Source organism: Catonella sp. (assembly GCF_052173895.1).
Lineage (GTDB): Bacteria > Bacillota > Clostridia > Lachnospirales > Lachnospiraceae > Catonella.
This window is the reverse complement of record NZ_JBQMXS010000007.1, coordinates 37,267-62,855: the sequence shown is the minus strand read 5'-3', so window position 1 is coordinate 62,855 and position 25,589 is coordinate 37,267. Positions and strand designations below refer to the sequence as shown.

The window sequence follows — 25,589 nt, the reverse complement described above, 5'->3', positions numbered from 1 at the left end:
ATCATTTTATTATATACTATTATAAGAGTATTTAATATGTTTGACAATGGCATCATAGAACAATTTATGGATGTTTCATTGAGGAGGAGATTGATATGTACGAATTATATATAAAGCAGAAAGTATTTAAAATAACCGACCACTATGATGTGATGGATGCCAATCAGAATCCGATTTATCATGTAGATCAGGATTTCAGACTTATAGGAAATACTGTTCATGTGAGCCGTATGGATGGAACAGAGGCATTTGTAATAAACAGGCAGGTACTTACTTTTATGCCGAAGTTTACAGTGGATTTTAGCAATGGAAAGTCAGCCATAATTAAACAGAATTTTACATTTTTTAAGAAATCTATTGATATATTTTCAGATGATTATTCTCTGAGGCTTGAAGGAAGTTTTTGGGATATGGATTTTGGAGTATTTAATAACGGAATAGAGGTAGGTAATATAAGTAAACAATTTTTGACTTGGGGAGATACCTATGTTATTCGTGTAATTGATGCTGAATTTGAAGAAGCATTGATTGCACTTTTAATAGCAGTAGATAATATAAAAGATGGAGAAGAAAATAATTAGAATTGGAGAATAAATGGCAGAAAAAATATATTTAGTTTCACTTGGATGTGATAAAAATCTTGTGGATTCAGAAATTATGCTTGGACTTTTAAATAAGGCAGGTTATGAGATTACAGATGAGCTTTATGAGGCAGATTATGGTGTAGTAAATAGCTGCTGTTTTATTGGAGATGCAAAGGAAGAAAGTATAAATACAATAATTGAGATAGGCAGGCTTAAAGAAGAAGGTAAACTTAAGGGAGTGGTTGTAACAGGCTGTCTTGCACAGAGATATCAGTCAATGATTACAGATGAACTTCCTGAGGTAGATGCTGTTGTTGGTACAACTGCGTATGATAGTATAGTAAAAGCTATAGAAGAGATAAAATCTAAAAAGAATGTAGAAAAAAAACAGCTTTATATAGAAGAACTTGACCGACTTGCAGGGGGTGAAGAGCATAGGCTTGTACCGGCAGGAGAAATGTCCTCTTATATAAAAATAGCAGAAGGCTGTAATAAACGTTGTACTTATTGTATTATCCCATATATTCGTGGAAATTTTAGAAGTCTACCTATGGAAACAATATTAAAAGAGGCTGAAAATCTTGCAGCTATGGGCACAAAAGAACTTATACTTGTCGCACAGGAAACTACTCTTTATGGAGTTGATATATACGGAAAAAAAGCTTTGCCGAATTTATTGCATGAATTATCAAAAATTAGTGGAATTGAATGGATAAGACTGTTATACTGTTATCCGGAAGAAATTACAGATGAGATTATTCAGGCTATAAAAAATGAAAAAAAAGTCTGTCATTACATAGATATGCCTATACAGCACAGCTCTGATTCTATGCTTAAGAGGATGGCAAGAAGGACAAATCAAGCTGAAATTAGGGAGAAGATTGCAAAACTTCGTAAGGAAATTCCGGATATTGCTCTTAGAACCACACTTATTACGGGTTTTCCGGGAGAAACAGAGGAAGACTTCAAGGAATTGTATAACTTTGTAGACGAAATGGAATTTGATAGACTTGGAGTATTTACGTACTCAGCTGAAGAAGGTACTCCGGCAGCAGAAATGGCAGATCAGGTAGATGAGGATGTAAAAATAGCTAGAAGAAATGAAATTATGGAACTTCAGCAGGAGATTTCAGCTGAAAAGGCTGAGAGTAGGATAGGCAAGGTTTATGAAGTATTTGTAGAGGGGATGCTGTCTAATGATTCTGTAAATGAAGAAAGTATTGAGGCTTTAATAAAAGCTAGGGAGTATGGCAAAAAAGTTTATATAGGTAGAACTTATATGGATGCTCCTGATGTAGATGGACAGATATTTTTTGAATCTGAGTATGAAATTTTATCAGGAGAATTTGTGGAAGTTGAGATTACCGGCTCAAATGAATATGACTTGTTCGGAGTTCTGGTCTAGGAGGAGTGAAAGATGAATCTGCCTAATAAGATTACGGTATTTAGAATGCTTACAATACCTTTTTTTGTGGCATGTATGTTAATTAAGGAAATTCCATACAATGAGGTTATTGCAGGAGTTATATTTATAATAGCCTCACTTTCAGATTTTGTGGATGGAAAGATTGCAAGGCGTTATAATCTGGTTACCAATTTTGGAAAGTTTATGGATCCGTTAGCGGATAAGCTACTTGTACAGTCTGCATTAATCTGCTTTATGGCTAAGGGGCTTATGCCGGCTTGGATGGTAATTGTAATTTTGAGTCGTGAATTTATAATAAGCGGTTTCAGGCTGGTGGCTGCGGATAAAGGAATAGTGATTGCAGCAGGTTACTGGGGAAAACTTAAAACAGTATTCCAAATGGTTATGAGTGTTATGCTGATTTTTCATTTTATAAATCCTATTTGGCAGCTGATTGAAGAAATACTTATATGGGGATCATTGGTACTTACTGTCATTTCTTTAGTGGATTATATAATAAAAAATAAAGAAGTTTTAAAGGAAACAAAATAATGAAACTTGAAGAAGAAGTAGTTAAGAATTTATTGGCAGAAAATCTTAAGATTACAACAGCAGAATCTTGTACGGGAGGGCTTATTGCAGCAAGGCTAGTAGATGTTTCAGGAGCATCAGGCTGCTTTAATGAAGGTTATATTACCTATGCTAATGAGGCTAAAATAAGATTGCTTGGAGTAAAAGAAGAGAGTATAAGAGAGTTTGGTGCAGTAAGTGATGAAGTGGTGATAGAGATGGCTGAGGGAGCATTGAGTAAGGCTGATGCAGACTTGGCAGTGGCTGTGTCGGGTATTGCAGGACCACTTGGAGGAAGTAAGGAAAAACCGGTAGGTACTGTGCATATTGGACTTTGTATGCGTGATAAATCAATAGGACGACTTACTAAAGTTTCCTATAGGTTTTTGTTTGATGGAGATAGGACTGAAATTAGGAATAAGACAGTTGAAGAGGCATTAAAAATTATTTTATCTGCCATATAATTGACAATAAAACTCCATATTCTATGTTTACAGATGTTAGGAAAGGAGGTTTTTATGATTAAAATATTTAAAGGCATCTTTACCTGCTGTTTTATTGTGATAATTTTTATAACTTCCTGTGGCAATAAAGAAAAGACTGTAGACGATATGGTTTCTAATAGTATTGAGGTTGAAGGAATTTCGTTAAAGTCTAGTCTTGTTGGTGTTACAGCTAAAAAAATTACACTGTACACGATAGAAGATGAACAGGTTGTGCCAAAGAGTATAGATGGTGATAACATGGATGTGAATACCATGATTGAGTCGGTTATGTTGGAATTAGATGACCTAATAGATGATGTTGAGACGGATGTACGAAAAGAAGGCGATTCTATCACTTTAAACTTTAATGTGGCGGATAAAAAACATCCGTTTGGAAAGAAGAATAAAGTATCAGAGGCGATGGTTTTAGAGTGTATTTCATATAGTATTTTGGATAATTTTGAGGACTACAAAAAAGTATATTTTAAATTGAATGGAGAGGCTTATATTTCAGAACAGCTTAAACTGTCTGAGGAAAAGCCGTTTATGGCAGATGAGTAAAGTTTTAGTTATTGGAGCAGGGGCTGCAGGAAGTATGGCAGCAATATTTGCGGCAAAGAATGGAAATGAAGTTACTGTATTTGAAAAAAATGCGAAGACAGGAAAGAAAATTTATATTACAGGTAAAGGAAGATGTAATATTACTAATGCAGTGGAAAATACAGAACTTGTTAAAAATACTATCAGGAACCCGAAATTTATGTATAGTGCTTACTCAGCATTTACGAGTGAGGATGTGATTAAGTTTTTTGAAACTTTAGGCTGTCCTGTAAAGATAGAAAGAGGAAATAGGGTATTCCCTGTAAGCGACCATTCTTCAGATGTAATTAAGGCTCTTGATAGGGCTATGGAAAAAGAAGGCGTGAAGGTACGCTATAATACCCCTGTAGAGTCACTTGTTATTGCTGAAGATGGAACAAAGATAATTGGAATCAAGCTAAGGGATGGTAAGGTTGTAGACGCTGATAAGGTAATAGTAGCTACCGGAGGATTGTCGTATAAGTCGACAGGTTCGACAGGAGATGGATATGAGTTTGCAAAGCAGGCAGGTCATGAAATAAAAGAATTAAGACCGAGTCTTGTAGCTTTACTTGTAAAAGAAAAATTTATCAAAGAGTTAGAGGGGCTTTCCTTAAAAAATGTAAGGGTAAGTGTAAAAAAGGGTAAGAAGACTTTATTTGATGAACTTGGGGAAATGCTTTTTACAAGAAATGGTGTGAGTGGACCACTGATACTTTCTGCAAGTAGTATAGCAGGAGATTTGTTTTATAAAGAGGGTGGTATCTTGAATATAGATTTAAAGCCTGCACTTTCTGAAGAAGAGTTGGATGCAAGAATTTTAAGGGATTTTAATGAGTTTAAGGCAAAGGAACTAAAAAATGCACTCGATAAACTTCTGCCAAAGAGTTTAATTCCTGTTTTTTTGGAAAGAACCGGAATTAATGTAGAAAAAAAGGCGGGGGTCTTAACTAAAGTAGAAAGAAGTGTTATAATAGACTTACTTAAGCATTTTACCTTGCATATAACAGGTCTTAAAGGATATGAAGAAGCGGTTATTACCAAAGGTGGAGTTTCGGTAAAGGAGATTAATCCTAAAACAATGGAGTCTAAGAAAATAAAGGGGCTTTATTTTGCGGGCGAAGTCTTGGATGTGGATGCTCTTACAGGAGGCTTTAATTTACAGATTGCTTGGTCAACAGGATTTGTAGCAGGAAGTAATGTAGTAGAATAAATATAAAATGGAGGATGATTAAAATGAAAAAAATAAGTACAGATAAGGCACCGGCAGCAATAGGACCATATAGTCAGGGAGTAGAACTTTCTAACCTTGTTTTTACAAGTGGACAGATACCTATTAATCCTGCTGTGGGCAAGATTGAGGCAGAGGGGATTGAGGCTCAGGCAGAGCAGTCCTGCAAGAATGTGCAGGCAGTACTTGAGGCAGCAGGACTTACTATGGATAATGTAGTTAAGACTACCTGTCTGCTTGCAGATATGTCAGACTTTGCAGCTTTTAATAAAGTATACGAGAAATACTTTGTAAGTAAGCCTGCAAGATCATGCTTTGCTGTTAAGGCACTTCCGGCAGGTGCTTTAGTTGAGATTGAAGCTATTGCTTCAAAATAAAAAATAAAATGAAGAGAATGCTTCAAAACAAAAAGAGGAACAGATGAATAAAGAAATTGCAATAGATGGACCGGCAGGAGCAGGTAAAAGCACAATAGCTAAAAAAGTGGCTGAAAAACTGGGTTTGATTTATGTAGATACAGGAGCAATGTTTAGGGCGATAGCTTTTTTTATGACTGAAAAAGGTATAGGTGTTGATGAGCTTGACAGGATAAAAAGTGAACTTGAAGATATAAGGCTTGATATTGTTTACGAAAATGGTGAACAGCAGGTTATACTCGGTGATGAAAATGTAAGTGGAAAGATAAGAAAGCCTGAGATTAGCAATGCTGCGTCTAAGTTCGCAGTCATACCTGAAGTGAGAACAAGACTGTTAAACCTACAAAGAGAGCTTGCAAAAAAAAGACCTGTAGTTATGGATGGAAGAGACATAGGCTCTAAGGTACTTCCTAACGCAAGTGTTAAGATTTTCTTGACTGCAGATGTAAGGGTAAGGGCAGAGAGAAGATATAAAGAACTTACACAAAAAGGTGAAAGTGTTAATATAGAGGATATTATGTCCGATATTAAAAGTAGAGATGAGCAGGATATGAATAGAACAGTTTCGCCGTTAGTACAGGCGAAGGATGCTGTATTAGTAGATACCTCAGCACTTAGCATAGAAGAAGTGGTTGAGGTTATAATAAAAATTGCTAAGGATAGAAATTCGGAATTTAAGTAGTTAGTTAGAAAGAGGAAACTATATTTGGAAATAAAGGTTGCTAAAAATGCAGGATTTTGCTTTGGAGTAAGGCGAGCAGTGGAGCTTGCAAATAAATTTTCTGATGAAGGAAAACCTGTATACACTTATGGTGAAATAATCCATAATGAAATTGTGGTAAAAGAGCTTGAAGAAAAAGGAGTAAAGGTTGTAAATGACTTGGATGAAATGAAAGAACTAGATGAAGGTATTTTAATAATTCGTTCACATGGAGTCCCTAAGTCAGATTATGATAAACTTTCTGAAATGGGAGTTTGCTACAAGGATGCAACCTGTCCCTTTGTAAAAAAAATACATAAGCTTGCAAAAGAGTATTCAGAAAATTCTAATAATCAGATTGTGATTGTAGGAGCAGAAAATCATCCTGAAGTTATTGGGATAAAAGGATGGTGTTTAACAGAGCCTGTTATTATAGGGAGTGTAGAAGAGGCTCTAAATTATTCGAAAAACTCTGAGAAAACTCATGTTATTTTAGCTCAAACCACATTTAATTTAAATAAATTTCAAGATATAGTTGAAATTTTTAAGAAAAAGAGATATTATAGTATTGTTTTGAATACTATCTGTAATGCTACCGCTGAAAGGCAGACAGAAACAGAGAAACTTGCAGAGAAGGCTGATGCAATGATAGTAGTTGGCGGCAGACATAGCTCCAACACTCAAAAATTATACGATATCTGTATAAAAAAATGTGTTGATACTTACTATATACATACACCTGAGGACTTGGACCTGGGAAAACTAAAAAAATTTCGTTGCGTAGGTATTACAGCAGGGGCTTCAACCCCAAATAATATTATTGAGGAGGTTCGGACCAAGATGGCTGAAATGAGTTTTGCAGAAATGTTAGAACAGGAGGAGTCTTTAAAGAATCCGGTACACACTGGTGCAGTGGTAAAGGGACAGGTGATTGCTGTTAAGGAAGATGAAATCATTTTTAATATTGGATATAAAGCTGATGGAATTCTTACAAAGAATGAGTACTCTAATACTCCTACTGATCTTACTACAGTTGCTAAAGTTGGAGATGAGATGGAAGTTAAGGTGCTTAAACTTAACGATGGAGATGGACAGGTACTTCTTACATATAAGCGTCTTGCTGCAGAGAAAGGCAATAAGCGTCTTGAAGAGGCATTTAACAACAAGGAAGTACTTAAGGCAAAGGTTACACAGGTGCTCAATGGCGGCTTAAGTGTTGTAGTTGATGAGGCAAGAGTATTCATCCCTGCAAGCCTTGTATCTGATACTTATGAGAAGAATCTTGATAAGTATGCAGGAGAAGAGATTGAGTTTGTAATTAGCGAGTTCAATCCTAAGAAGAGAAGAGTAATCGGTGACAGAAAGCAGATTCTTGCAGCAAGGAAGAGTGAGCTTAAGAAGGCACTTTTCGAGAAACTTGCAGTTGGTCAGGTTGTAGATGGAACAGTTAAGAATGTAACTGATTTCGGAGCATTTATAGATCTTGGCGGAGCAGATGGACTTCTCCATATTTCTGAAATGAGCTGGGGTCATATCGAGAATCCTAAGAAAGTATTTAAGGTTGGCGATATGGTTAAGAGCTTTGTTAAGGATATTCAGGGTGAGAAGATTGCTTTAAGCCTTAAGTTTGAGGATCAGAATCCTTGGGCAGGAGCTGAAGAGAAGTTTGCTGTTGGCAATATAGTTTCGGGTAAGGTTGCTCGTATGACAGATTTTGGTGCTTTCATTGAACTTGAGCCTGGAGTTGATGCCCTGCTCCATGTGTCACAGATAGCAGCTAATCATGTAGAAAAACCAAGTGATGTGCTTAAAACCGGCGAAGAGGTAACAGCTAAGATTGTCGATTTCAATGCTGAGACAAAGAAGATTTCACTTTCTATCAAGGCTCTTTTAGTTGGAGCAGATGAAACTGAAGAAAAAACTTCTGAAGATGAGAATAAGGCAGAATAATAAATTGAGCATACTCAGCTTGTGCAGTTAGTTCTGTATGAGCTGAGTTTTTAATTTATCATAATGAGAATATAAAAGTAGAAAGAGAAATAAATTAATCGGAGGGGAAGTATGAATGACTACGAAAGTTTTAAAAAGCAGATCTATACCTTGTCTTCAATTGATTTAGATGCATATAAAGAAAAGCAGATGAAGAGAAGAATAGATTCTCTTATTTCCAAAAATGGATTTAAGGGATATGATGAGTATGTGAGAGGTTTAAAAACTGATAAGGAGCTTTATGCAGCTTTTATAAATTATCTTACAATAAATGTATCTGAATTTTGGCGTAATCCAGAGCAGTGGGCAATCCTTGAGAAGGATATAATTCCATATCTTATGAAGAAACATGGAAGAAATATAAAAATATGGAGTGCTGCCTGCTCTACAGGAGATGAGCCTTATTCTCTTGTTATGTTGCTTTCAAAATTTTTACCGCTTAATCAGATAAGAATAATAGCGACTGATATAGATGATCAGGTGCTTGAAAAAGCAAAAATGGGAGTTTATAGCTATAATAGTGTAAAGGGACTTCCTAAGGAATTTTTGGAGAAGTATTTTACTAAGCTTACAGCAACATCATATAAGATTAATGATGATATAAAGGCTAGAGTGGAGTTTAAAAAACACAACTTACTTAAAGATCCTTACCCTGCCGGATGTTCTATGATAGTATGCAGAAATGTAGTTATATATTTTACTGATGAGGCAAAAAATGAAGTGTTTAAGAAGTTTCATTCTGTGCTAAAGCCGGAAGGAGTGCTTTTTGTAGGAAGTACAGAGCAGATTATCCAGTCTACAAGCATTGGATTTAAACCGCAGTACTCGTTTTTCTATATCAAGCAGTAAATAAAAAAATAGGTGATGAATGATAAGATGATTAAAGTTGCATTAGATGTAATGGGTGGGGATAATGCTCCGTATGAAATAATAAAAGGAGCAGTTCTTGCTGTAAGTGAAAATAAAGAGCTTAAGGTTTTTTTGACTGGTCAGACAGGACTAATTGAAGAGAATTTAGATAAATTAATTTCAGAAGGAATTTCGGTAGATAGGAAACTACTTGAAATAGTAGAAGCACCGGAAATTATAACAAATGATGAAGCACCGGTAATGGCAATAAGAAAGAAAAAGGATTCTTCTATATCAGTTGCAATGAGACTTGTGAAGGAAGGAGAGGCTGATGCTTTTGTATCGGCAGGTTCTACAGGAGCTGTCTTAGTAGGTGGTCAGCTGGTTGTAGGTAGATTAAAAGGGATAGAGCGTTCTCCACTTGCCTCTCTTTTGCCTACACAGAAAGGAGTATCACTCCTTATTGACTGTGGAGCAAATGTAGATTCTAGGTCTGCACATCTAGTTCAGTATGCGATTATGGGTTCTATTTACATGGAGAATGTAATAGGAATTAAGAATCCTAAGGTGGCTATAGTAAATGTGGGAGTAGAGGAAGAAAAGGGAAATGCTCTCGTAAAAGAAACTTACCCTTTATTGAAATCCTGTACTGACATTAATTTTACAGGCAGTATTGAGACGAGACAGATACCTTATGGAGATGCAGATGTAATTGTGTGTGATGCATTTGTGGGCAATGCTATTCTTAAGCTTTATGAGGGAGTTGCAGGGGTGCTTTTAGAGGAAATAAAAAAGGGACTTTTAAGCACTACTCTTAGTAAGCTGGGTGCAATGCTTTCAAAAAAAGCACTTAAAAATACATTGTCAAAATTTGATGCCACTAAACATGGCGGAGCACCAATGCTTGGACTTAACGGGTTGGTAGTAAAGACACATGGAAATGCTAAACATAATGAAATAAAAAATGCTCTTATTCAATGTATAAGTTTTAAGAAACAGGGCATTAATAATAAAATTAAAGAATATTTGTCAGAATAAACTGGCGTAAGGAGGAAGTATGGAATTTGAAAGAATTAAGGAAATTGTAGCAGGAGTACTTCATGTAGACGAAAACAGTATTACTCCTGATACAAAGTTTGTTGATGATTTGGGGGCAGATTCATTAGACCTTACATCGATTGTTATGGAAATTGAAGAGCAGTTCGGTATTGAAATTCCAGATGATGCAATTACATCAATAGTTACTGTGGGCGATGCTGTGGAAAAACTTGAAGAAGCTAGTGAACAGTAGTATAAGTCAAAACAAGTAGGTACTAAATATTGTAGTAAAATGTCTTTGATAGTTAGCTATACTTGCCTTATATCGAAAGTAAACTTTCATATAGGTAAATTAAGCTAACTATTTTGACATTCTACTTATGAAAGGGGAATGAGCTTGAATTTATTTATTAGACCTGAAAAGGCAGAGAAAATAGAAAAGATTATAGGCTATTCATTTAAGGATAGAAAACTTCTTGTCAATGCGTTTTCACATAGTTCATTTGTGAATGAAAAGCATCTTACAAAGTCTGATTGCAATGAGAGAATGGAATTTTTGGGTGATGCCGTTTTGGAGCTTATCACAAGCGAATATTTGTTTAGAAGATATAAAGAGATGCAGGAGGGGGAGCTTACCAAACTTCGTGCAGGACTTGTATGTGAGGCATCACTGTCTTATTCAGCAAGGGAAATAAAGCTATATGAATATTTGCTTTTGGGGCATGGTGAAGCAATGACAGGGGGACGAAATAGGGACTCTATACTTTCGGATGCGATGGAAGCACTTATCGGAGCTATTTACCTTGACGGTGGTCTTACTAATGCAAAAGAGTTCATTGAAAAACATATATTAAATGATGTTGAGAATAAAAAACTCTTTTTTGATAGTAAAACTATCTTTCAGGAAATGGTACAGAGTGAAAATATTGGAATTATTAGCTATAAACTTATTGATGAATATGGTCCTGACCATGATAAAAAATTTAGGGAAGCAGTTTATATTGATGATAAAGAGTATGGTATTGGTGAAGGACATACAAAGAAGGCGGCAGAGCAGGTTGCGGCCTATAATGGTATTTTAAAATTAAAAGCTGAAAGAGGCGAGGGAGGCTTATGTATTTAAAAAGTGTAGAAATACAAGGTTTTAAATCCTTTGCTAATAAAATAGTATTTTCTTTTAAAGATGGTATTACAGGTATAGTCGGACCTAATGGCAGTGGAAAGAGTAATGTGGCTGATGCTGTAAGATGGGTCTTAGGCGAGCAGAGTGCAAAACAGCTTAGAGGCTCGAAGATGGAAGATGTTATATTTTCAGGTACTGAAATCAGAAAGGCCCAGAGTTTTGCTTTTGTTGCAATCACAATAGATAATTCGGATAAAGTACTGCCTATTGATTATGAAGAGGTAACAGTTGCAAGAAGGGTGTATCGTTCAGGTGAAAGTGAATATCTAATAAACGGTCATGGTTGTAGATTAAAAGATATAAGTGAACTTTTTCTTGATACAGGCATAGGCAAGGAAGGTTATTCGATTATAGGGCAGGGGCAGATAGAAAAGATTATAAGTGGACGGCCTGAAGATAGGAGGGAGCTTTTTGATGAGGCAGTTGGAATAACTAAGTTTAAAAAGAGAAAAGCTGAGTCTATAAAAAATCTTGAAGAGGAGAGTGCTAATTTAGCCAGAGTAAAGGATATAATGTCCGAACTTGAAAGGCAGATTGGACCACTTTCTAAGCAAGCAGAAACAGCTAAGTTATATCTTGGATATAGGGATGAACTTAGAAAATATGAAATAATCAATTTTATAAATGAATATGATAACATAGCTGAATCAAAGACAAAGGCAGAATCAGATAAGATTTTGGCAGAAGGTAATCTTAAAGATGCAGAGTCTTCATACAATGATATTAAGGAAGAATATGAACAGCTGGAGCAGTTATTAAATGAAAAAACCGTTTTGATAGATGAGGCTGTAAAGATTATTTCAGCTAAACAGGTTGAAAATGAAAAGGCTGAGGGTGAGCTTAAACTTATAAAAGAACAGATTAGTTCTATAAATAAGAACTTAGAAGATAATGAGGCAAGAATTAAACAGGCTGAAGATAAACTTGAAGGAACTGTAAAAGAGGAAGAAGGTATTAGGCTTAAAATACAGGAATTGGATAGAAGGGAAGAAAAACTTTTATCTGAAGATACTGTATTAAAATCAGTACTAACTGAAAAGTTATCATTTAAAATTGAGATAGAAAATAAAAGAGATATAAAACTTAATGAAAAGGCCGGAAGAGAAAAGTTAAGAGCTGAGGCTAAAGGAAGAATAGAACTTTATAAGTCAAATTTGGAACAGCATAAAATAAGGCGACTTGAAATCAATCAGAAAATTCTTAGAAATAAAGAAATTAGTGATAGTCTTAATGCTCAATATAATGAAGCAACAGGAAAAATTGAGGAGCTGACAGAACAATTTGCAAAATTGGAAATGGCATATACGGATGCACAAGAATCAATAGAGCGTCTGACTAAGGAGAGATTGGCAAAGGATAAAGAGGTTTCAGAAAAACAAAAAGAAATGCTTTCAAGTAAGGCTCTGCTAAGCTCGCTTATGAACATGGCTGAAAAGTATGATGGATATGGTAATGCAGTAAAGCGAGTAATGGAACATAGAAAAGAAGAAAATGGAATTATTGGTGTAGTGGCCGATATTGTGAAGGTTAAGCCAAAATATGAGACAGCTGTAGAAACGGCTATGGGTGGAGCTATACAAAATATAGTTACAGATAAAGAAGTGACGGCAAAGCGTACAATAATCTGGTTAAAGGAAAATAAGTTAGGTAGAGCTACATTTCTTCCGTTAGATGCAATGACATTGCACAATCCGGGAAACTTTGGAGGTGCATTAAATGAAGAGGGTATAGTAGGAGTTGCCTCTTCGCTTGTTGAGTTTGAACCTAGGTATGCAGGGCTTGTAAACCATATTTTAGGGCGTACTCTTGTAGCAGAGAATATGGATTATGCAGTTAAAATAGCAAGAAAGTACAGATATTCATTAAGAATAGTTACTTTGGATGGAGAACAACTAAATCCCGGAGGATCTATTTCAGGAGGAGCATTTAGAAATACAAGCAATCTTTTGGGAAGAGCAAGGGAAATTGAGGAAAAAAAAGAGAGTTTGTCGGTGCTTGAAAAAGAATATAATGAATTAAAAAAAGCAGTAGAAGACATTAGGGTAGCTATTAATGAGGCAAAAAACAGTGCATCTATTTATAAAGATAATATCTCAGAAATAAGGGTAAGTCTAAAGACTGAGCAGAATAATATGAAGCAGTTAGAGGGAAGAATTGCAGAGGTGGAGCAGGCTCTGAATGAAATCAGGCTTGACGGTACAAACCTTGATAAGGAAAGAGATATTGCAGAAAGAGAAGTAGAACAGCTTGATAAGATAATAAATGAGGATGGAAATATTCAGGAAGAAGATTCTGAGCTTGACAGCCTCATTAAAAGCCTTGAAGATACTGTAAGTGAGATAAACAGTATAAATGAAGAGATAAATCAGATAAAAATAACTGAAAGTACCATTTCTACGGAGAAAAACTTTGTAAATGAAAGTTTGGAAAGGATAAATAAAGAGAGAACCTTAGCAGATGCAGAGATTGAAGAGTTGAAAAAGCTGGGATTAGAACTAAAGCTCGCTCTTAAAGAAAAATCTGAGGGTGTAGAGGTGTTATTAAAAAGCATAGATAGCTTGAGGGAAGAAATAGAGGTTTCTGAAAATAATAGAAAGATTCTTATTGCAGAAAAGGAAGAAATTTCTACAAGCTATAAATCATTTTTTGATAAGCGTGAAGAAATAGCTGAATTAAGGTCAAAACTTGATAAGGAAATATATAGGCTTGAAAGCATTATAGAAAAGGCTGATGCAAGTCTTGAAACTATGGTGGATTATATCTTTGCCGAATACGGAATAACCTATTCAGAAGCTGTTAAAAATAAGCTTGAATTAGATGCAGAATATACGAGTTTCGCACTAAAAAAGCTGATTAATACTCAGAAAAACCTTATAAGAGAGTTAGGGAATGTAAATGTCGGAGCGATAGAAGAGTATAAGGAAGTAGGCGAAAGATATGAATTGCTGAAAACTCAGGCAGAGGACATAGTAAAGGCGGAGGATGCTCTAAGGGCGATAATAGATGAACTTGACCGAAGAATGAGAGAGCAGTTTGATGAAAGGTTCAAGGATATAAATGAACAGTTTGACTTAGCTTTTGCAGAACTTTTTGGAGGAGGTAAAGGAAGGCTTGAGTTGACTGAAGGAGAAGATGTTTTAGAAGCAGGAATAAAGATTATAGCACAGCCTCCGGGTAAAAAATTACAGAACATGATGCAACTTTCGGGTGGAGAGAAGTCTCTTACAGCCATAGCACTTTTGTTTGCAATCCAAAATCTGAAACCCTCACCATTTTGTTTGCTTGATGAGATAGAAGCGGCTTTAGATGATTCAAATGTAACAAGGTTTGCAGATTATTTACATAAACTTACAAAGAATACGCAGTTCATAGTTATTACCCACAGAAGAGGAACAATGAATGCAGCAGATATGCTATATGGAATAACAATGCAAGAAAAAGGTGTATCTACAATGGTTTCAGTAAATCTTATAGATGCTGATATCAAGTAAAGAAAGAAGGGTGAAATATGGGATTTTTCAGTAAACTTGCAGAAGGTCTTACAAAGACAAGAAACAATATAATGAACAGTGTTTCAAATATTTTCACAGGGCATGATATTATAGACGATGATTTTTATGAAGAACTTGAAGAAACACTTATAATGGCAGATCTTGGTATAAGTACTACTACTTCGGTTATAGAGAACCTGAAAGTTAAGGTGAAGGAACTTAAGATAAAAGATCCTGTAGATTGTAAAAAACATCTGATGGACAGCCTTAAGGAACAGATGAAGGTAAAACCCGATGCTTATGATTTTGAAAATAAAAAATCTGTAGTGCTTATGATAGGTGTAAATGGGGTGGGTAAGACTACATCTGTAGGAAAGCTTGCCAGTCAGCTTAAGAGTTCGGGTAAAAAAGTACTTATAGCGGCTGCAGATACATTTAGGGCAGGTGCGATAGAACAGCTTACAGAATGGGCAAAACGCTCAGATGTAGAACTTATTGCACAGAAAGAAGGCAGCGATCCGGCTGCAGTTGTATTTGATGCAGTAAATGCAGCAAAAGCTCGTAATGTGGATGTACTTATTTGCGATACTGCAGGAAGACTGCACAATAAAAAGAATCTTATGGATGAATTAAATAAGATATATAGGATAATTGAGAAGGAATATTCTGATGCAATAATAGAAACCCTTGTAGTAGTTGATGGAACTACCGGACAGAATGCAAAAGAACAGGCAAGGCAGTTCTCTGAGGCAGCACCTGTAAATGGAATTGTACTTACTAAACTGGACGGAACAGCCAAGGGGGGGATAGCAATAGCTATTGAGTCTGAGCTTAGTATTCCCGTAAAGTACATAGGAATAGGAGAAAAGATAGAGGATTTGCAAAAGTTTGATGCGGAGCAGTTTGTGGAGGCACTATTTGAGGTAAGTTTGAAGGAAGAATGAGGTGATTATTTATGATAACACTTGAGAAATTTGAAGAGGCTGCCGAGGCAGTGAAAAAGGTTGTAAGTCCTACAAAACTCGTATATAGTGAATATTTTTCAACTCAAAGCGGTAATAAGGTATATCTTAAACCTGAAAATATGCAGTATACAGGAGCTTATAAGGTAAGGGGAGCTTATTATAAGATAAGTACTCTTTCAGAAGAAGAAAGGAATAGAGGGCTTATTACAGCCTCAGCAGGTAATCATGCACAAGGAGTGGCTTATGCAGCTAAACTTTTCGGTGTGAAGGCAATAGTGGTTATGCCTACAACAACTCCGCTAATAAAGGTAAACCGCACTAAGTCTTATGGTGCAGAAGTAATTCTACATGGTGATATCTATGATGAGGCTTGTGACTATGCTTTAAAGCTTGCTAAAGAAGATGGAATGACCTTCATTCATCCTTTTGATGACGAGATAGTGGCTATGGGACAGGGAACTATAGCTATGGAAATTATTAAAGAACTTCCTACGGTAGATTATATACTTGTGCCTATTGGAGGGGGAGGGCTTTGTGCAGGAGTTTCAACCCTTGCAAAGATGCTTAATCCTAAGATTAAGGTGATAGGAGTAGAACCGTCAGGAGCTGCCTGTATGAAGGCATCACTTAAAGAAGGAAAGGTAGTAAGCCTTAAGAAAGTAGAAACAATAGCTGACGGTACTGCTGTAAGAACTCCCGGAACAAATGTCTTCCCTTATATTAAAGAAAATGTTGATGATATAATTACAATAGATGATGAAGAACTTACCTTAAATTTTCTTGATATGATAGAAAATCATAAGATGGTAGTGGAGAACTCAGGTCTGCTTACAGTGGCAGCAGTTGGTAAGCTTGGTGTTACAGGCAAAAAAATAGTTTGTATTATTAGTGGAGGAAATATAGATATAATTACTGTTTCTTCTATGGTTCAGCATGGACTTAGGCAGAGGGGGAGGATATTTACTGTATCGGTTCTTCTTCCTGACCGTCCGGGTGAACTTGCAAGGGTATCTGAGGTAATAGCAGAGTTAAAGGGTAATGTAATAAGACTTGAGCATAATCAGTTTGTAAATATAAATAGAAATGCTGCTGTGGAGCTTATAATTACTATGGAATCTTATGGAATGGAGCATAAGAAAGAAATAATAGACGGACTTGGTAAAAAAGGCTATAAGCCGAAAGAAGTACAGGCTAAAGGAAGTCTTAACTGATGAAGATAATTGGTAGAATACATACTGATTTCAAAGAAAAATTTGGAATACCAAGGCAGAGTGGTTTGGTAGAAGAATTGACAGCAAAGATATATTTTGAGCCTGAATATCGTAATATAGATGCTTTCAGAGGCTTAGAGGGCTTTAATTATATTTGGCTTATTTGGAAGTTTTCAGAAACAGTCACAGATACTTTCAGAGCAAGTGTAAGACCGCCAAGACTTCCAAGAAATGAGCATCTTGGAGTTTTTGCAACAAGAGCACCATATAGACCAAACCCTATAGGGCTTTCGAGTGTGAAACTGCTTTCTATAGAAAATACTGAGGAAGGGCCTGTACTTACGGTTGGAGGGGCTGACTTGTTAGATGGAACGCCAATTTATGATATTAAGCCTTATCTGCCATATGCGGATTGCCACATGGATGCACTGGCCGGTTATACAGAAATTACTAAAAAGCATATTTTAGAAGTTGAAATACCGGAAGAAGAATTAACTAAGGTAATCGGGGAGAAAAGAGAAACTTTGATAAAAGTGCTTAAACAAGATCCAAGACCTTCATATCAGCAAGAGGATGAAGATAGGATTTATGGAATGTTTTTTGCTAATTATGAGATTAAATTTAGAGTTATTAATAATATACTTAAGGTAATAAATATTGATGATGTGATTGATTAGGAGAGATATAATGAAGAAGATTTCGGTAGTAATAAAGGAAACTGTAGAGAAGGTTTTTGTAAGTTTAGGTTATGATAAGAAATATGGAATGGTAGGCATCTCAAACCGTCCTGACCTTTGCCAGTATCAGTGTAATGGTGCGATGGCAGCGGTTAAGGAGTATAAAAAAGCACCTCTTGATATAGCAAATGAAGTGGCAGATAAACTGAAACTCTCTGAAGAAGGCAGGATATTTGAGAAAATAGAAGTAGTTAAGCCGGGTTTTATCAATCTCACACTTAAAGACGAATATTTGGCAGACTATGTAAATAAAATGGGAGAGACCGAGAGCTTTGGATATGAAAATGAAGGTAATCCTAAGAAAATAGTTATTGACTACGGTGGTCCTAATGTAGCTAAACCTCTACATATAGGGCATCTTCGTTCTGCAATCATAGGTGAAAGCATAAAGAGAATAGAAAGATTTGCAGGAAATGAAGTAATAGGAGATGTACACCTTGGTGATTGGGGACTTCAGATGGGACTTATAATTACTGAGGTTAAGCATAGAAACCCTGAACTTGTATACTTTGATGAAGGTTTTACAGGAGAGTATCCAAAAGAGGCACCATTTACCATAGGTGAGCTTGAAGAAATTTACCCAACAGCCTCAGCGAAGTCAAAGGAAGATGAAGAGTATAGAAATGAGGCACTTTCTGCTACCGCACTTTTGCAGAGTGGAAACAGAGGCTACATAGCACTCTGGAATCATATTTTATCAGTATCTGTGGCAGACCTTAAGAAAAATTATGACAACTTAAATGTAAGTTTTGATCTTTGGAAGAAGGAAAGTGATGCACAAGCCTATATACCGGATATGGTAGAAAAAATGAAGGCTGATGGTTTTGCACATATGAGTGAGGGTGCATTGGTAGTGGATGTTACAAGAGAAGATGATAAAAAGGAAGTACCTCCTTGCATTATCCTCAAATCAGATGGAGCATCACTTTATAGCACAACTGACCTTGCTACAATAGTAGAAAGAGTTAAGCTTTTTAACCCAACTGATATACTTTATGTTGTTGACAAAAGACAGGAAATGCATTTTGAACAGGTATTCAGAACTGCAAAGAAGACAGGAATTGCACCTGAGAATTTAAACCTTACCTTCTTAGGTTTTGGTACTATGAATGGTAAAGACGGCAAGCCTTTTAAGACAAGAGAAGGTGGAGTTATGAGGCTTGAGAGACTTATTTCAGAAATAACCGAAGAAGTAGAAATAAAAATGTCTGACAGGGACATGGACGAAGAAGTTAAGCATAAGGTCGCCAGACAGGTTGGACTGGCTGCCCTCAAATACGGAGATTTGTCAAATCAGGCAAGTAAGGACTATATATTTGATTTGGACAGATTTGCTTCCTTTGAAGGAAATACAGGTCCATATATCCAGTATACAGTGGTAAGAATACGTTCAATTTTGGATAAATTTATATCAGAAAAGGGTATTACAAAGGCTGAACTGGATAAGTTTTTTGTGGATAAAAAGATTGTTAAAAGTGTAACGGAGTCAGAGAGAAATCTTGAACTTGTTATAGCAAAGTTCTCTGATATGATAGATTTGGCTGCAACAGAGTTTGCACCACATAAGGTATGTGCATATATTTATGAAATGGCAAATTGTTTCAGTGCATTTTATCATGAGAACCATATACTTAATGAACAGGATGAGGATAGAAAATATTCTCTGCTTAAACTGTCTTATATAACTGAGAAGATAATAGTAAAATGCCTTGATTTACTTGGTATAGATGCTCCGGAACGTATGTAAAATGGTGATATAATGAAAAAAGGAAGAATAATAGTTAAATTATTAATATTTATCTTCATTTTTGAGGCTGTCTTTTATAAAGACAGCCAATTTTTAAATGCTGCTGTATCAGAAGGACAAAATATGGTGAGAGTTGGACTTACAAAGGAATATTTTAATAAGACTTCGATAAGCATTGATAATCAGGCTATTAAAATAGGATTTTCTAAGGAAGATAATTATTATCCAACTGATATATTAAGAGGCAATAAGGGGATAAGTATTTCTAGAGCCTATGGTAGCTATAATGTATATGGAGGAAGCTTTCCGTCTTTCTCTAAGGCTGCTTCGGAGGCTGCAAGTCTTAGGGCTTCCAAAAAGTCTTTAACTGTAGTTCCGGCTTTGGTAGGGCTTGACAGAAATAACAGGGGAGTTTGGAAACTTTATGATGTCTATTCTACTGAAAATGTATTGAATACCAATGATGTATATTCGATGAAATTAAAAAATAAAAGCAGTAAATATTTATTGGCTGTTACAATTGGCAGCAGTAAATTTCTTGTAGATGTGGATGAGGCAGGGGCAAACTCTCAGTTTGAGGCTGTAAACAAGGCTGAAGGAGTATCTGTAGAGGGAGAAAACAGGTACAGAGGGAGAATTGAGATAGGAACTTACGGAAAAAGTGGGGTAACGCCTGTAAATGTAATAAATCTTGAGGACTATATCAGAGGCTCGGTTCCTATGGAAATGAATCATACTTGGCATATTTCAGCGCTTAAGGCTCAGGCAGTATGTGCAAGAAGTTTTGGGGCAGCAGTTTCGGGTTTTGGTTCGGACAGTGATATAAAAAAAGGATATAAGCTTACCAATACAATTTCTCATCAGTCTTATGGAGGGATGAAGGTTGAAACTAAAGAAACTGACAAGGCAGTGAAGGATACCGAAAATGAATTTGTTACATATAAAAACAGGGTTGTAAAAACTACTTATTTTTCAACTTCAGGCGGTTATACAGAGGATTCGGAAAATGTATGGGGAGGTAAAAAGCACTGGCTTAGGGCTGTGCCTGACAGGTATGAAAATAAACCTGAAAAAAAGCCATGGAAGATGGGATTTACAAAGTATCAGCTTTCAGCTATGCTAAAAAGCTATGAGGCAATTAAGGGAAAGAAGATTGGAAACATAGAGGCAATAAAGGTTATAAGGCGTTCTAAGTCAGGAAGGGCTCTTGTGGTCAAAGTTACCGGAAGTCTTGGAAATCTTGTCTTAAAAAAGCAGGAAATCAGAAAGGCATTTAATCTTTATAGTACAAAAATAAAAATTTATACTGCCTCTGATTTTGTAAGAAACTTAAGTGGTTGGAATGAAGATTCAGTTAAAGGGGATTTTATTTTTTCAGGAAGTGGCTATGGACATGGAGTAGGGCTTAGTCAATCGGGGGCAAGAGGTATGGCCGAGGCAGGCTACGGCTATAAAAAAATAATAATGCATTATTTCACAGGGGTTGAAGTACATTAAAAAAGCGTAACAAAAAATCAAATTTTGTTACGCTTTTTTAATGTATTATATTATTATGTAGTTTCTCCGAAATCAGTTTCGGCATAATCAGAACTGTCTTCAGCATTTGGAAGCTTTCTTACTTTGATTATTTCTATTCTTCTGTGGTCTATGGATTCTATCAGAAAAGAGAGCAGGCCATCTGTAATAGCATCTCCTTTTTCAGGCAACCTCTCAAAAAGTTCAATAAGTTTTCCTGCAATAGAATCATAATCATCTGAATTGTATTCGGTACCAAAGAAATCGTTAAAATCTTCAAGCCTTGTAGAGCCGAGTACCATAAATTCATCCTGATCTAATTGTACTATATCATCAACTTCGTCTTCGTCATATTCATCACGAATATCCCCCACGATTTCCTCAAGCAAATCTTCAAGAGTAATAAGTCCTACTGCAGAACCGTATTCATCCAATACTACACACATAGAAAGAGAAGCCTTTCTCATTTCTATAAGCAGTTCTGAGGTCTTTTTAAATTCGTAGGTAAAGTTTGCAGGACGAAGGACTGAATCAATCTTAAAATCTTTTTTATCTCCCTTATAAAAAGCTACGTCCTTCAAGTAAACAATACCAATAATATTATCAACATTTTCCTGATAAACAGGAAGTCTTGAGTATTTATCTTCTTCAAAAGCAGATAGAAGTTCATCGTAACTTATGTCATCACTTATAAGGCACATATCAACTCTTGGTACCATTACATCTTTTACAAGTGAGTCACCAAAATCCACCACATTGGTTATCATTTCTTTTTCTTCATTTTCAATTATACCCTCTTCATGGCTTACCTCCACATAGGTTAATAGCTCGTTTTCAGTAATTCCGGAAGTATTTATGTCAGGATCGATACCAAAGAGCTTGAGTAGAGTGCCGGATATAATATTTAGAAGAAAAACAAGTGGAATAAAAACTTTCATTATAACTATAAGTATTGGTGCATAGGCAAGTGCTATACTCTCCGAATACATAGTTGCAATTGTCTTAGGTAATACCTCACCAAACACAAGTATTAAAAGGGTGAGAATACCTGTTCCGATACCTATGTATATATTGCCAAAAACTTTTGCAACAAAGGTTGTTGCAAGGGCAGAAGCAGATATATTTACAATATTATTACCGATAAGTACGGTGCTGATAAATCTTCTTGAGTCATCAGTAATCTGTGCTACAAGAGCAGCATTTTTAACATTTTCTTCTACCATAGAACGAATTTTAATCTTATTTACAGAAATTATTGCAGTTTCCGCTGATGAAAAAAATCCTGAAAGTAGAATTAGAATAAAAAGCACGATAATATTTATCGCGTCACTGGGGTCCAAATCATCATCTCCTTAGCTGTAAAAATAATAAAGTGTATAAAAATACCTCTTTATCATACATGAATAGAGGGTTTCTGTCAAGAGGGGGTAAGGCTTAGACATTAAAAACAATGAGCTATTTTGGTATGCGTATGTGTAAAACTCATATTTTGTATTGATACTTTTAGATATGAAATGTATACTTTAGGTTATATCAATATTAGATGAGGAGAAAATAATGGAAATCTGGTATTATGAAGTGGTAAGTATAGACGGTGATTATGCAAATCTAAGGAGAACAGATATTGAGTCAGATGATATTAAGCTTGTAGCAAGGGCTTTACTGCCTTTAGAGATTACAGAAGGCAGTAAGTTAAGATATGAAATGTTTGAATATATATTGGAGAATTGATTATGAATATACAGATTTTTGGAACTAAGAAATGTAACGATACTAAAAAGGCTGAGCGTTATTTTAAAGAGCGAGGAATAAAGTATCAGTTTGTAGATATGAAAGAAAAAGGGATGAGCAAGGGAGAATTTATCTCTGTTGCTGAGAAAAATGGAGGGGTGGATAATATGTTAAACCCCGATGCAAAGGATAAGGATGCGCTTGCACTTATAAAGAATATTGCAGATGAAGATAAGCTTACAACTATTCTTGAAAGTCAACAGGTAATTAAGACTCCAATTGTAAGAAATGGCAAGCAGTCCACTCTTGGCTACAAACCGGAGGTATGGAAGACTTGGGAATAAGGGGAAAGTTAACAAAAATATAAAAGAATGTTAAAACTTGTGAGATTGAAAAAACATAATCCTTATGTTAAAATTAAAAAATATATAAATAAAGACATATGTAACACTAGATGTAACACCAACATTAAAAATAATAATAAAAACCCGATTAAATAAGGGTTTTAAGGAGGAATTATAGAATTATGAAATTAGGCATAGTAGGACTTCCAAATGTAGGCAAAAGTACATTATTTAACTCATTAACCAAGGCAGGAGCAGAGTCAGCCAACTATCCTTTCTGTACCATTGATCCAAATGTAGGAGTGGTTGCAGTACCTGATGAACGTCTAAATGTACTTGGTAAGATGCATAATTCAGGAAGAATAGTGCCTGCTGCAATTGAATTTGTAGATATAGCAGGTCTTGTAAAGGGAGCATCTAAGGGAGAAGGGCTTGGTAACCAGTTTCTTGCAAATATAAGAGAGGTGGATGCTATAGTCCATGTTGTAAGGTGCTTTGAGGATACCAATATTATCCATGTAGAAGGCTCTATTTCTCCTGCAAGAGATATAGAAACTATCAATCTGGAACTCATATTTGCTGATATAGAAGTGCTCGAAAGAAGAAAAAGCAGGGTAGCTAAGTCTGTAAGTGCAGACAAGATATACAAAAAAGAACTTGATATGATAGTAAGATTGATGGCATTTCTTGAAACCGGTAATCTTGCAAAGGCTTTTGAAAGAGAAGATGAGGATGAGGAAAAGTTCTTTGCTGAATACAATCTTCTTACAGCAAAGCCTGTAATTTATGCAGCAAATGTAAAGGATGACGACTTAGCTGATGATGGAGCAAACAATCAGTATGTAAAAGAAGTAAGAGATATAGCCCTAAAAGAAGGCTCGGAGGTATTTGTAGTATGTGCGCAGATAGAACAGGAAATATCAGAGCTTGATGATGAGGATAAAAAGAGCTTTTTGGAGGACTTAGGTCTTTCTGAATCAGGACTTGAGAAACTTATAAAAGCCAGTTATAAGCTACTTGGTCTTATAAGCTATATTACAGCTGGTGAGATGGAGACTAAGGCATGGACTATAACAGCCGGAACTAAGGCTCCTCAGGCAGCAGGAAAGATTCATACAGATTTTGAGCGTGGATTTATCAGAGCAGAAGTGGTAAGTTACGACAATCTTATAGCTTGTGGAAGTATGGTGGCAGCTAAAGAAAAGGGGCTTGTAAGAAGTGAAGGCAAGGAATATGTTATGAATGACGGAGATATAGTTCTTTTCAGATTTAATGTATAAGGAGAGAGCCTATGTTTGCTTTAGATGCGATTTCTTTTCCAAACCTTGGGATAATGATTGAAAATCTTCCTAAGAGTATCTCGATATTCGGAAGATTTGACATAGCATTTTATGGAATAATAATAGGATTTGGTATAGCTTTAGGCTATATTGTTGCCAGCTTTCAGGCAATAAGAACCGGTCAGGATAAGGAAATGTATCTTGATTTTGCTATGTATGCAGTTATTATATCCATAATTGGTGCGAGAATATACTATGTAGTATTTTCATGGGATGATTATAAAGATGACATTGTCCAAATATTTAATCTGAGGGCAGGGGGACTTGCTATTTATGGGGGAGTAATAGGTGGTATAGTTACAGGTTTTGTTTACTCTAAAATAAAAAAGATTAAGTTTACCTTACTTGCAGATACAGCCTGTGCCGGACTTCTTACGGGGCAGATAATAGGACGATGGGGGAATTTTTTTAATAGAGAGGCTTTCGGAGATTATACTGATAGCCTTCTTGCGATGCGACTTTCTACCTATGATGTCAATCAAAATGCAATAACAAGAAAAATGCTTGAAATGGCTGAAGAAGGCGGATATGTGGGGTTTATACAGGTTCATCCTACATTTTTGTATGAATCTGTTTGGAACTTGTGCCTTCTTGTAATAATACTTTTATACACGAGGCACAAAAAATTTGGTGGAGAAATATTCCTAATTTATATGGGAGGATATGGACTTGGCAGAGCAATTATAGAAGGGCTTAGAACGGATCAGCTTACAATAGGCAGTTCGGGAATAGCTGTATCTCAGATGCTTGCACTGTTTTTATTTACCACAAGTGTATTAATAATCTTATATAATAGGGTCTTGTTAAAAAAAAATAAAAAAAAATAAATATTATTTGATAAGAATAAAGTCTTCAAAACCTAGTAAAATCAAGGGATTGAGGACTTTTTTTGATTTAAAAGGCGAATAACAGAACATGTGTATTATTGAAAAAAGTTTTAATTTATAATAAAATATTGAAAAAAGTGGAGCAAAGTGGTTTGTATATCACATAAAGTGGTTTAAAAGGGAAGGGTGGTGTTCTTATGTTTACAGGTTCTTATGAACATATAGTAGATAATAAGGGCAGATTAATTATCCCTTCCAAATTTAGAGAGGAGCTTGGGGAGAAGTTCATTATTACTTTTGGACTTGATGGCTGTCTCTATATTTATCCTATGGAAAAATGGGAGAGCTTTTTAGAACAGTTGTATAATCTGCCTAGTGGAAAGAAGAGTAGAGAATTGCAGAGATATTTTCTTGCAGCTGCTGTAGAAAGTGAAGTAGATAAGCAGGGAAGGACTTTAATTCCGGCAATGCTTAGGGAAAGAGCCAATATTGATAAAAATATTGTGATAGTTGGAATGATGGGAAAAATAGAGCTGTGGGATAAAGAACTCTGGGATAAGAATAATTCGGAATTTGGAGAGATTGATGAAATTGCCGAACAGATGGCAGAGTTTAACTTAAATTTTATGTGACAGACTGATTGAAAGGAGGA

At 35.7% G+C, this 25,589-nt stretch carries 25 protein-coding genes; 24 read left to right on the top strand and 1 reads right to left on the bottom strand.

Annotation, left to right across the window (positions count from 1 at the left end):
* Positions 1–95: 95 nt before the first annotated feature.
* From ACTTG8_RS02930 to ACTTG8_RS02840, 19 genes are all read left to right on the top strand, one after another.
* Complete coding sequence (locus ACTTG8_RS02930) at positions 96–581, top strand: LURP-one-related/scramblase family protein (protein WP_442560630.1); 486 nt, start codon at positions 96–98, stop codon at positions 579–581.
* Positions 582–594: 13 nt separating this feature from the next.
* On the top strand, positions 595–1,989 hold the full coding sequence (rimO, locus tag ACTTG8_RS02925) for a 30S ribosomal protein S12 methylthiotransferase RimO (protein ID WP_442560629.1): 1,395 nt from the start codon (positions 595–597) through the stop codon (positions 1,987–1,989).
* Between the two features lie 12 nt (positions 1,990–2,001).
* A complete protein-coding gene (gene pgsA, locus ACTTG8_RS02920; RefSeq protein ID WP_442560628.1) occupies positions 2,002–2,541 on the top strand; it encodes a CDP-diacylglycerol--glycerol-3-phosphate 3-phosphatidyltransferase in 540 nt (179 codons plus the stop codon).
* Positions 2,541–3,023 carry a CinA family protein gene (locus tag ACTTG8_RS02915; RefSeq protein ID WP_442560627.1) on the top strand — a complete coding sequence of 161 codons (483 nt, stop codon included), beginning with the start codon at positions 2,541–2,543 and terminating at the stop codon, positions 3,021–3,023. Before pgsA ends, ACTTG8_RS02915 begins: the two co-directional genes overlap by 1 nt.
* Positions 3,024–3,077: 54 nt before the next feature.
* Positions 3,078–3,605: a hypothetical protein gene (locus tag ACTTG8_RS02910; protein WP_442560626.1), complete on the top strand. Its 528-nt coding sequence runs from the start codon at positions 3,078–3,080 to the stop codon at positions 3,603–3,605.
* Positions 3,598–4,836: an NAD(P)/FAD-dependent oxidoreductase gene (locus ACTTG8_RS02905; RefSeq protein WP_442560625.1), complete on the top strand. Its 1,239-nt coding sequence runs from the start codon at positions 3,598–3,600 to the stop codon at positions 4,834–4,836. The genes ACTTG8_RS02910 and ACTTG8_RS02905 overlap by 8 nt, the downstream gene beginning before the upstream one ends.
* 23 nt (positions 4,837–4,859) lie before the next feature.
* A complete protein-coding gene (locus tag ACTTG8_RS02900; RefSeq protein ID WP_442560624.1) occupies positions 4,860–5,231 on the top strand; it encodes a RidA family protein in 372 nt (123 codons plus the stop codon).
* Positions 5,232–5,274: 43 nt separating this feature from the next.
* A complete protein-coding gene (cmk, locus tag ACTTG8_RS02895) occupies positions 5,275–5,952 on the top strand; it encodes a (d)CMP kinase (protein WP_442560623.1) in 678 nt (225 codons plus the stop codon).
* Positions 5,953–5,976: 24 nt separating this feature from the next.
* Positions 5,977–7,920, top strand: a complete 1,944-nt coding sequence (locus ACTTG8_RS02890) for a bifunctional 4-hydroxy-3-methylbut-2-enyl diphosphate reductase/30S ribosomal protein S1 (RefSeq protein ID WP_442560622.1) — start codon at positions 5,977–5,979, stop codon at positions 7,918–7,920.
* Between the two features lie 111 nt (positions 7,921–8,031).
* Positions 8,032–8,808: a CheR family methyltransferase gene (locus ACTTG8_RS02885; protein WP_442560621.1), complete on the top strand. Its 777-nt coding sequence runs from the start codon at positions 8,032–8,034 to the stop codon at positions 8,806–8,808.
* A 27-nt stretch (positions 8,809–8,835) separates the two neighbouring features.
* Positions 8,836–9,846: a phosphate acyltransferase PlsX gene (plsX, locus tag ACTTG8_RS02880; protein WP_442560620.1), complete on the top strand. Its 1,011-nt coding sequence runs from the start codon at positions 8,836–8,838 to the stop codon at positions 9,844–9,846.
* Positions 9,847–9,865: 19 nt separating this feature from the next.
* Positions 9,866–10,099, top strand: a complete 234-nt coding sequence (gene acpP / locus ACTTG8_RS02875) for an acyl carrier protein (protein WP_442560619.1) — start codon at positions 9,866–9,868, stop codon at positions 10,097–10,099.
* Positions 10,100–10,243: 144 nt separating this feature from the next.
* Positions 10,244–10,969: a ribonuclease III gene (gene rnc / locus ACTTG8_RS02870; RefSeq protein ID WP_442560618.1), complete on the top strand. Its 726-nt coding sequence runs from the start codon at positions 10,244–10,246 to the stop codon at positions 10,967–10,969.
* Positions 10,960–14,520 carry a chromosome segregation protein SMC gene (gene smc / locus ACTTG8_RS02865; protein WP_442560617.1) on the top strand — a complete coding sequence of 1,187 codons (3,561 nt, stop codon included), beginning with the start codon at positions 10,960–10,962 and terminating at the stop codon, positions 14,518–14,520. Before rnc ends, smc begins: the two co-directional genes overlap by 10 nt.
* 17 nt (positions 14,521–14,537) lie before the next feature.
* Complete coding sequence (gene ftsY / locus ACTTG8_RS02860; RefSeq protein WP_442560616.1) at positions 14,538–15,464, top strand: signal recognition particle-docking protein FtsY; 927 nt, start codon at positions 14,538–14,540, stop codon at positions 15,462–15,464.
* 11 nt (positions 15,465–15,475) lie between these two features.
* Positions 15,476–16,696, top strand: a complete 1,221-nt coding sequence (gene ilvA, locus ACTTG8_RS02855) for a threonine ammonia-lyase (protein WP_442560615.1) — start codon at positions 15,476–15,478, stop codon at positions 16,694–16,696.
* A complete protein-coding gene (gene tsaA / locus ACTTG8_RS02850; protein WP_442560614.1) occupies positions 16,696–17,373 on the top strand; it encodes a tRNA (N6-threonylcarbamoyladenosine(37)-N6)-methyltransferase TrmO in 678 nt (225 codons plus the stop codon). The genes ilvA and tsaA overlap by 1 nt, the downstream gene beginning before the upstream one ends.
* Positions 17,374–17,383: 10 nt before the next feature.
* Entirely contained in the window at positions 17,384–19,180 is a 1,797-nt protein-coding gene (argS, locus tag ACTTG8_RS02845; RefSeq protein WP_442560613.1) for an arginine--tRNA ligase, read from the top strand.
* Between the two features lie 12 nt (positions 19,181–19,192).
* Positions 19,193–20,677 (top strand): SpoIID/LytB domain-containing protein, encoded by a 1,485-nt coding sequence (locus ACTTG8_RS02840; RefSeq protein ID WP_442560612.1) that lies wholly within the window; start codon positions 19,193–19,195, stop codon positions 20,675–20,677.
* 53 nt (positions 20,678–20,730) lie between these two features.
* On the opposite strand, the gene ACTTG8_RS02835 is transcribed toward ACTTG8_RS02840, so the two are convergent.
* Complete coding sequence (locus tag ACTTG8_RS02835) at positions 20,731–22,035, bottom strand: hemolysin family protein (protein WP_442560611.1); 1,305 nt, start codon at positions 22,033–22,035, stop codon at positions 20,731–20,733.
* 217 nt (positions 22,036–22,252) lie between these two features.
* Between ACTTG8_RS02835 and ACTTG8_RS02830 the strand changes: the two genes are divergently transcribed.
* From ACTTG8_RS02830 to mraZ, 5 genes are all read left to right on the top strand, one after another.
* Positions 22,253–22,426: a chorismate--pyruvate lyase gene (locus ACTTG8_RS02830; protein ID WP_442560610.1), complete on the top strand. Its 174-nt coding sequence runs from the start codon at positions 22,253–22,255 to the stop codon at positions 22,424–22,426.
* A gap of 2 nt (positions 22,427–22,428) precedes the next feature.
* On the top strand, positions 22,429–22,770 hold the full coding sequence (locus tag ACTTG8_RS02825) for an arsenate reductase family protein (RefSeq protein ID WP_442560609.1): 342 nt from the start codon (positions 22,429–22,431) through the stop codon (positions 22,768–22,770).
* A gap of 182 nt (positions 22,771–22,952) precedes the next feature.
* Complete coding sequence (ychF, locus tag ACTTG8_RS02820) at positions 22,953–24,050, top strand: redox-regulated ATPase YchF (protein WP_442560608.1); 1,098 nt, start codon at positions 22,953–22,955, stop codon at positions 24,048–24,050.
* 11 nt (positions 24,051–24,061) lie between these two features.
* Positions 24,062–24,937 (top strand): prolipoprotein diacylglyceryl transferase, encoded by an 876-nt coding sequence (gene lgt / locus ACTTG8_RS02815; RefSeq protein ID WP_442560607.1) that lies wholly within the window; start codon positions 24,062–24,064, stop codon positions 24,935–24,937.
* A gap of 197 nt (positions 24,938–25,134) precedes the next feature.
* Positions 25,135–25,569, top strand: coding sequence for a division/cell wall cluster transcriptional repressor MraZ (mraZ, locus tag ACTTG8_RS02810; protein ID WP_442560606.1), 435 nt, complete (start codon positions 25,135–25,137; stop codon positions 25,567–25,569).
* The last annotated feature ends 20 nt before the right edge of the window (positions 25,570–25,589 follow it).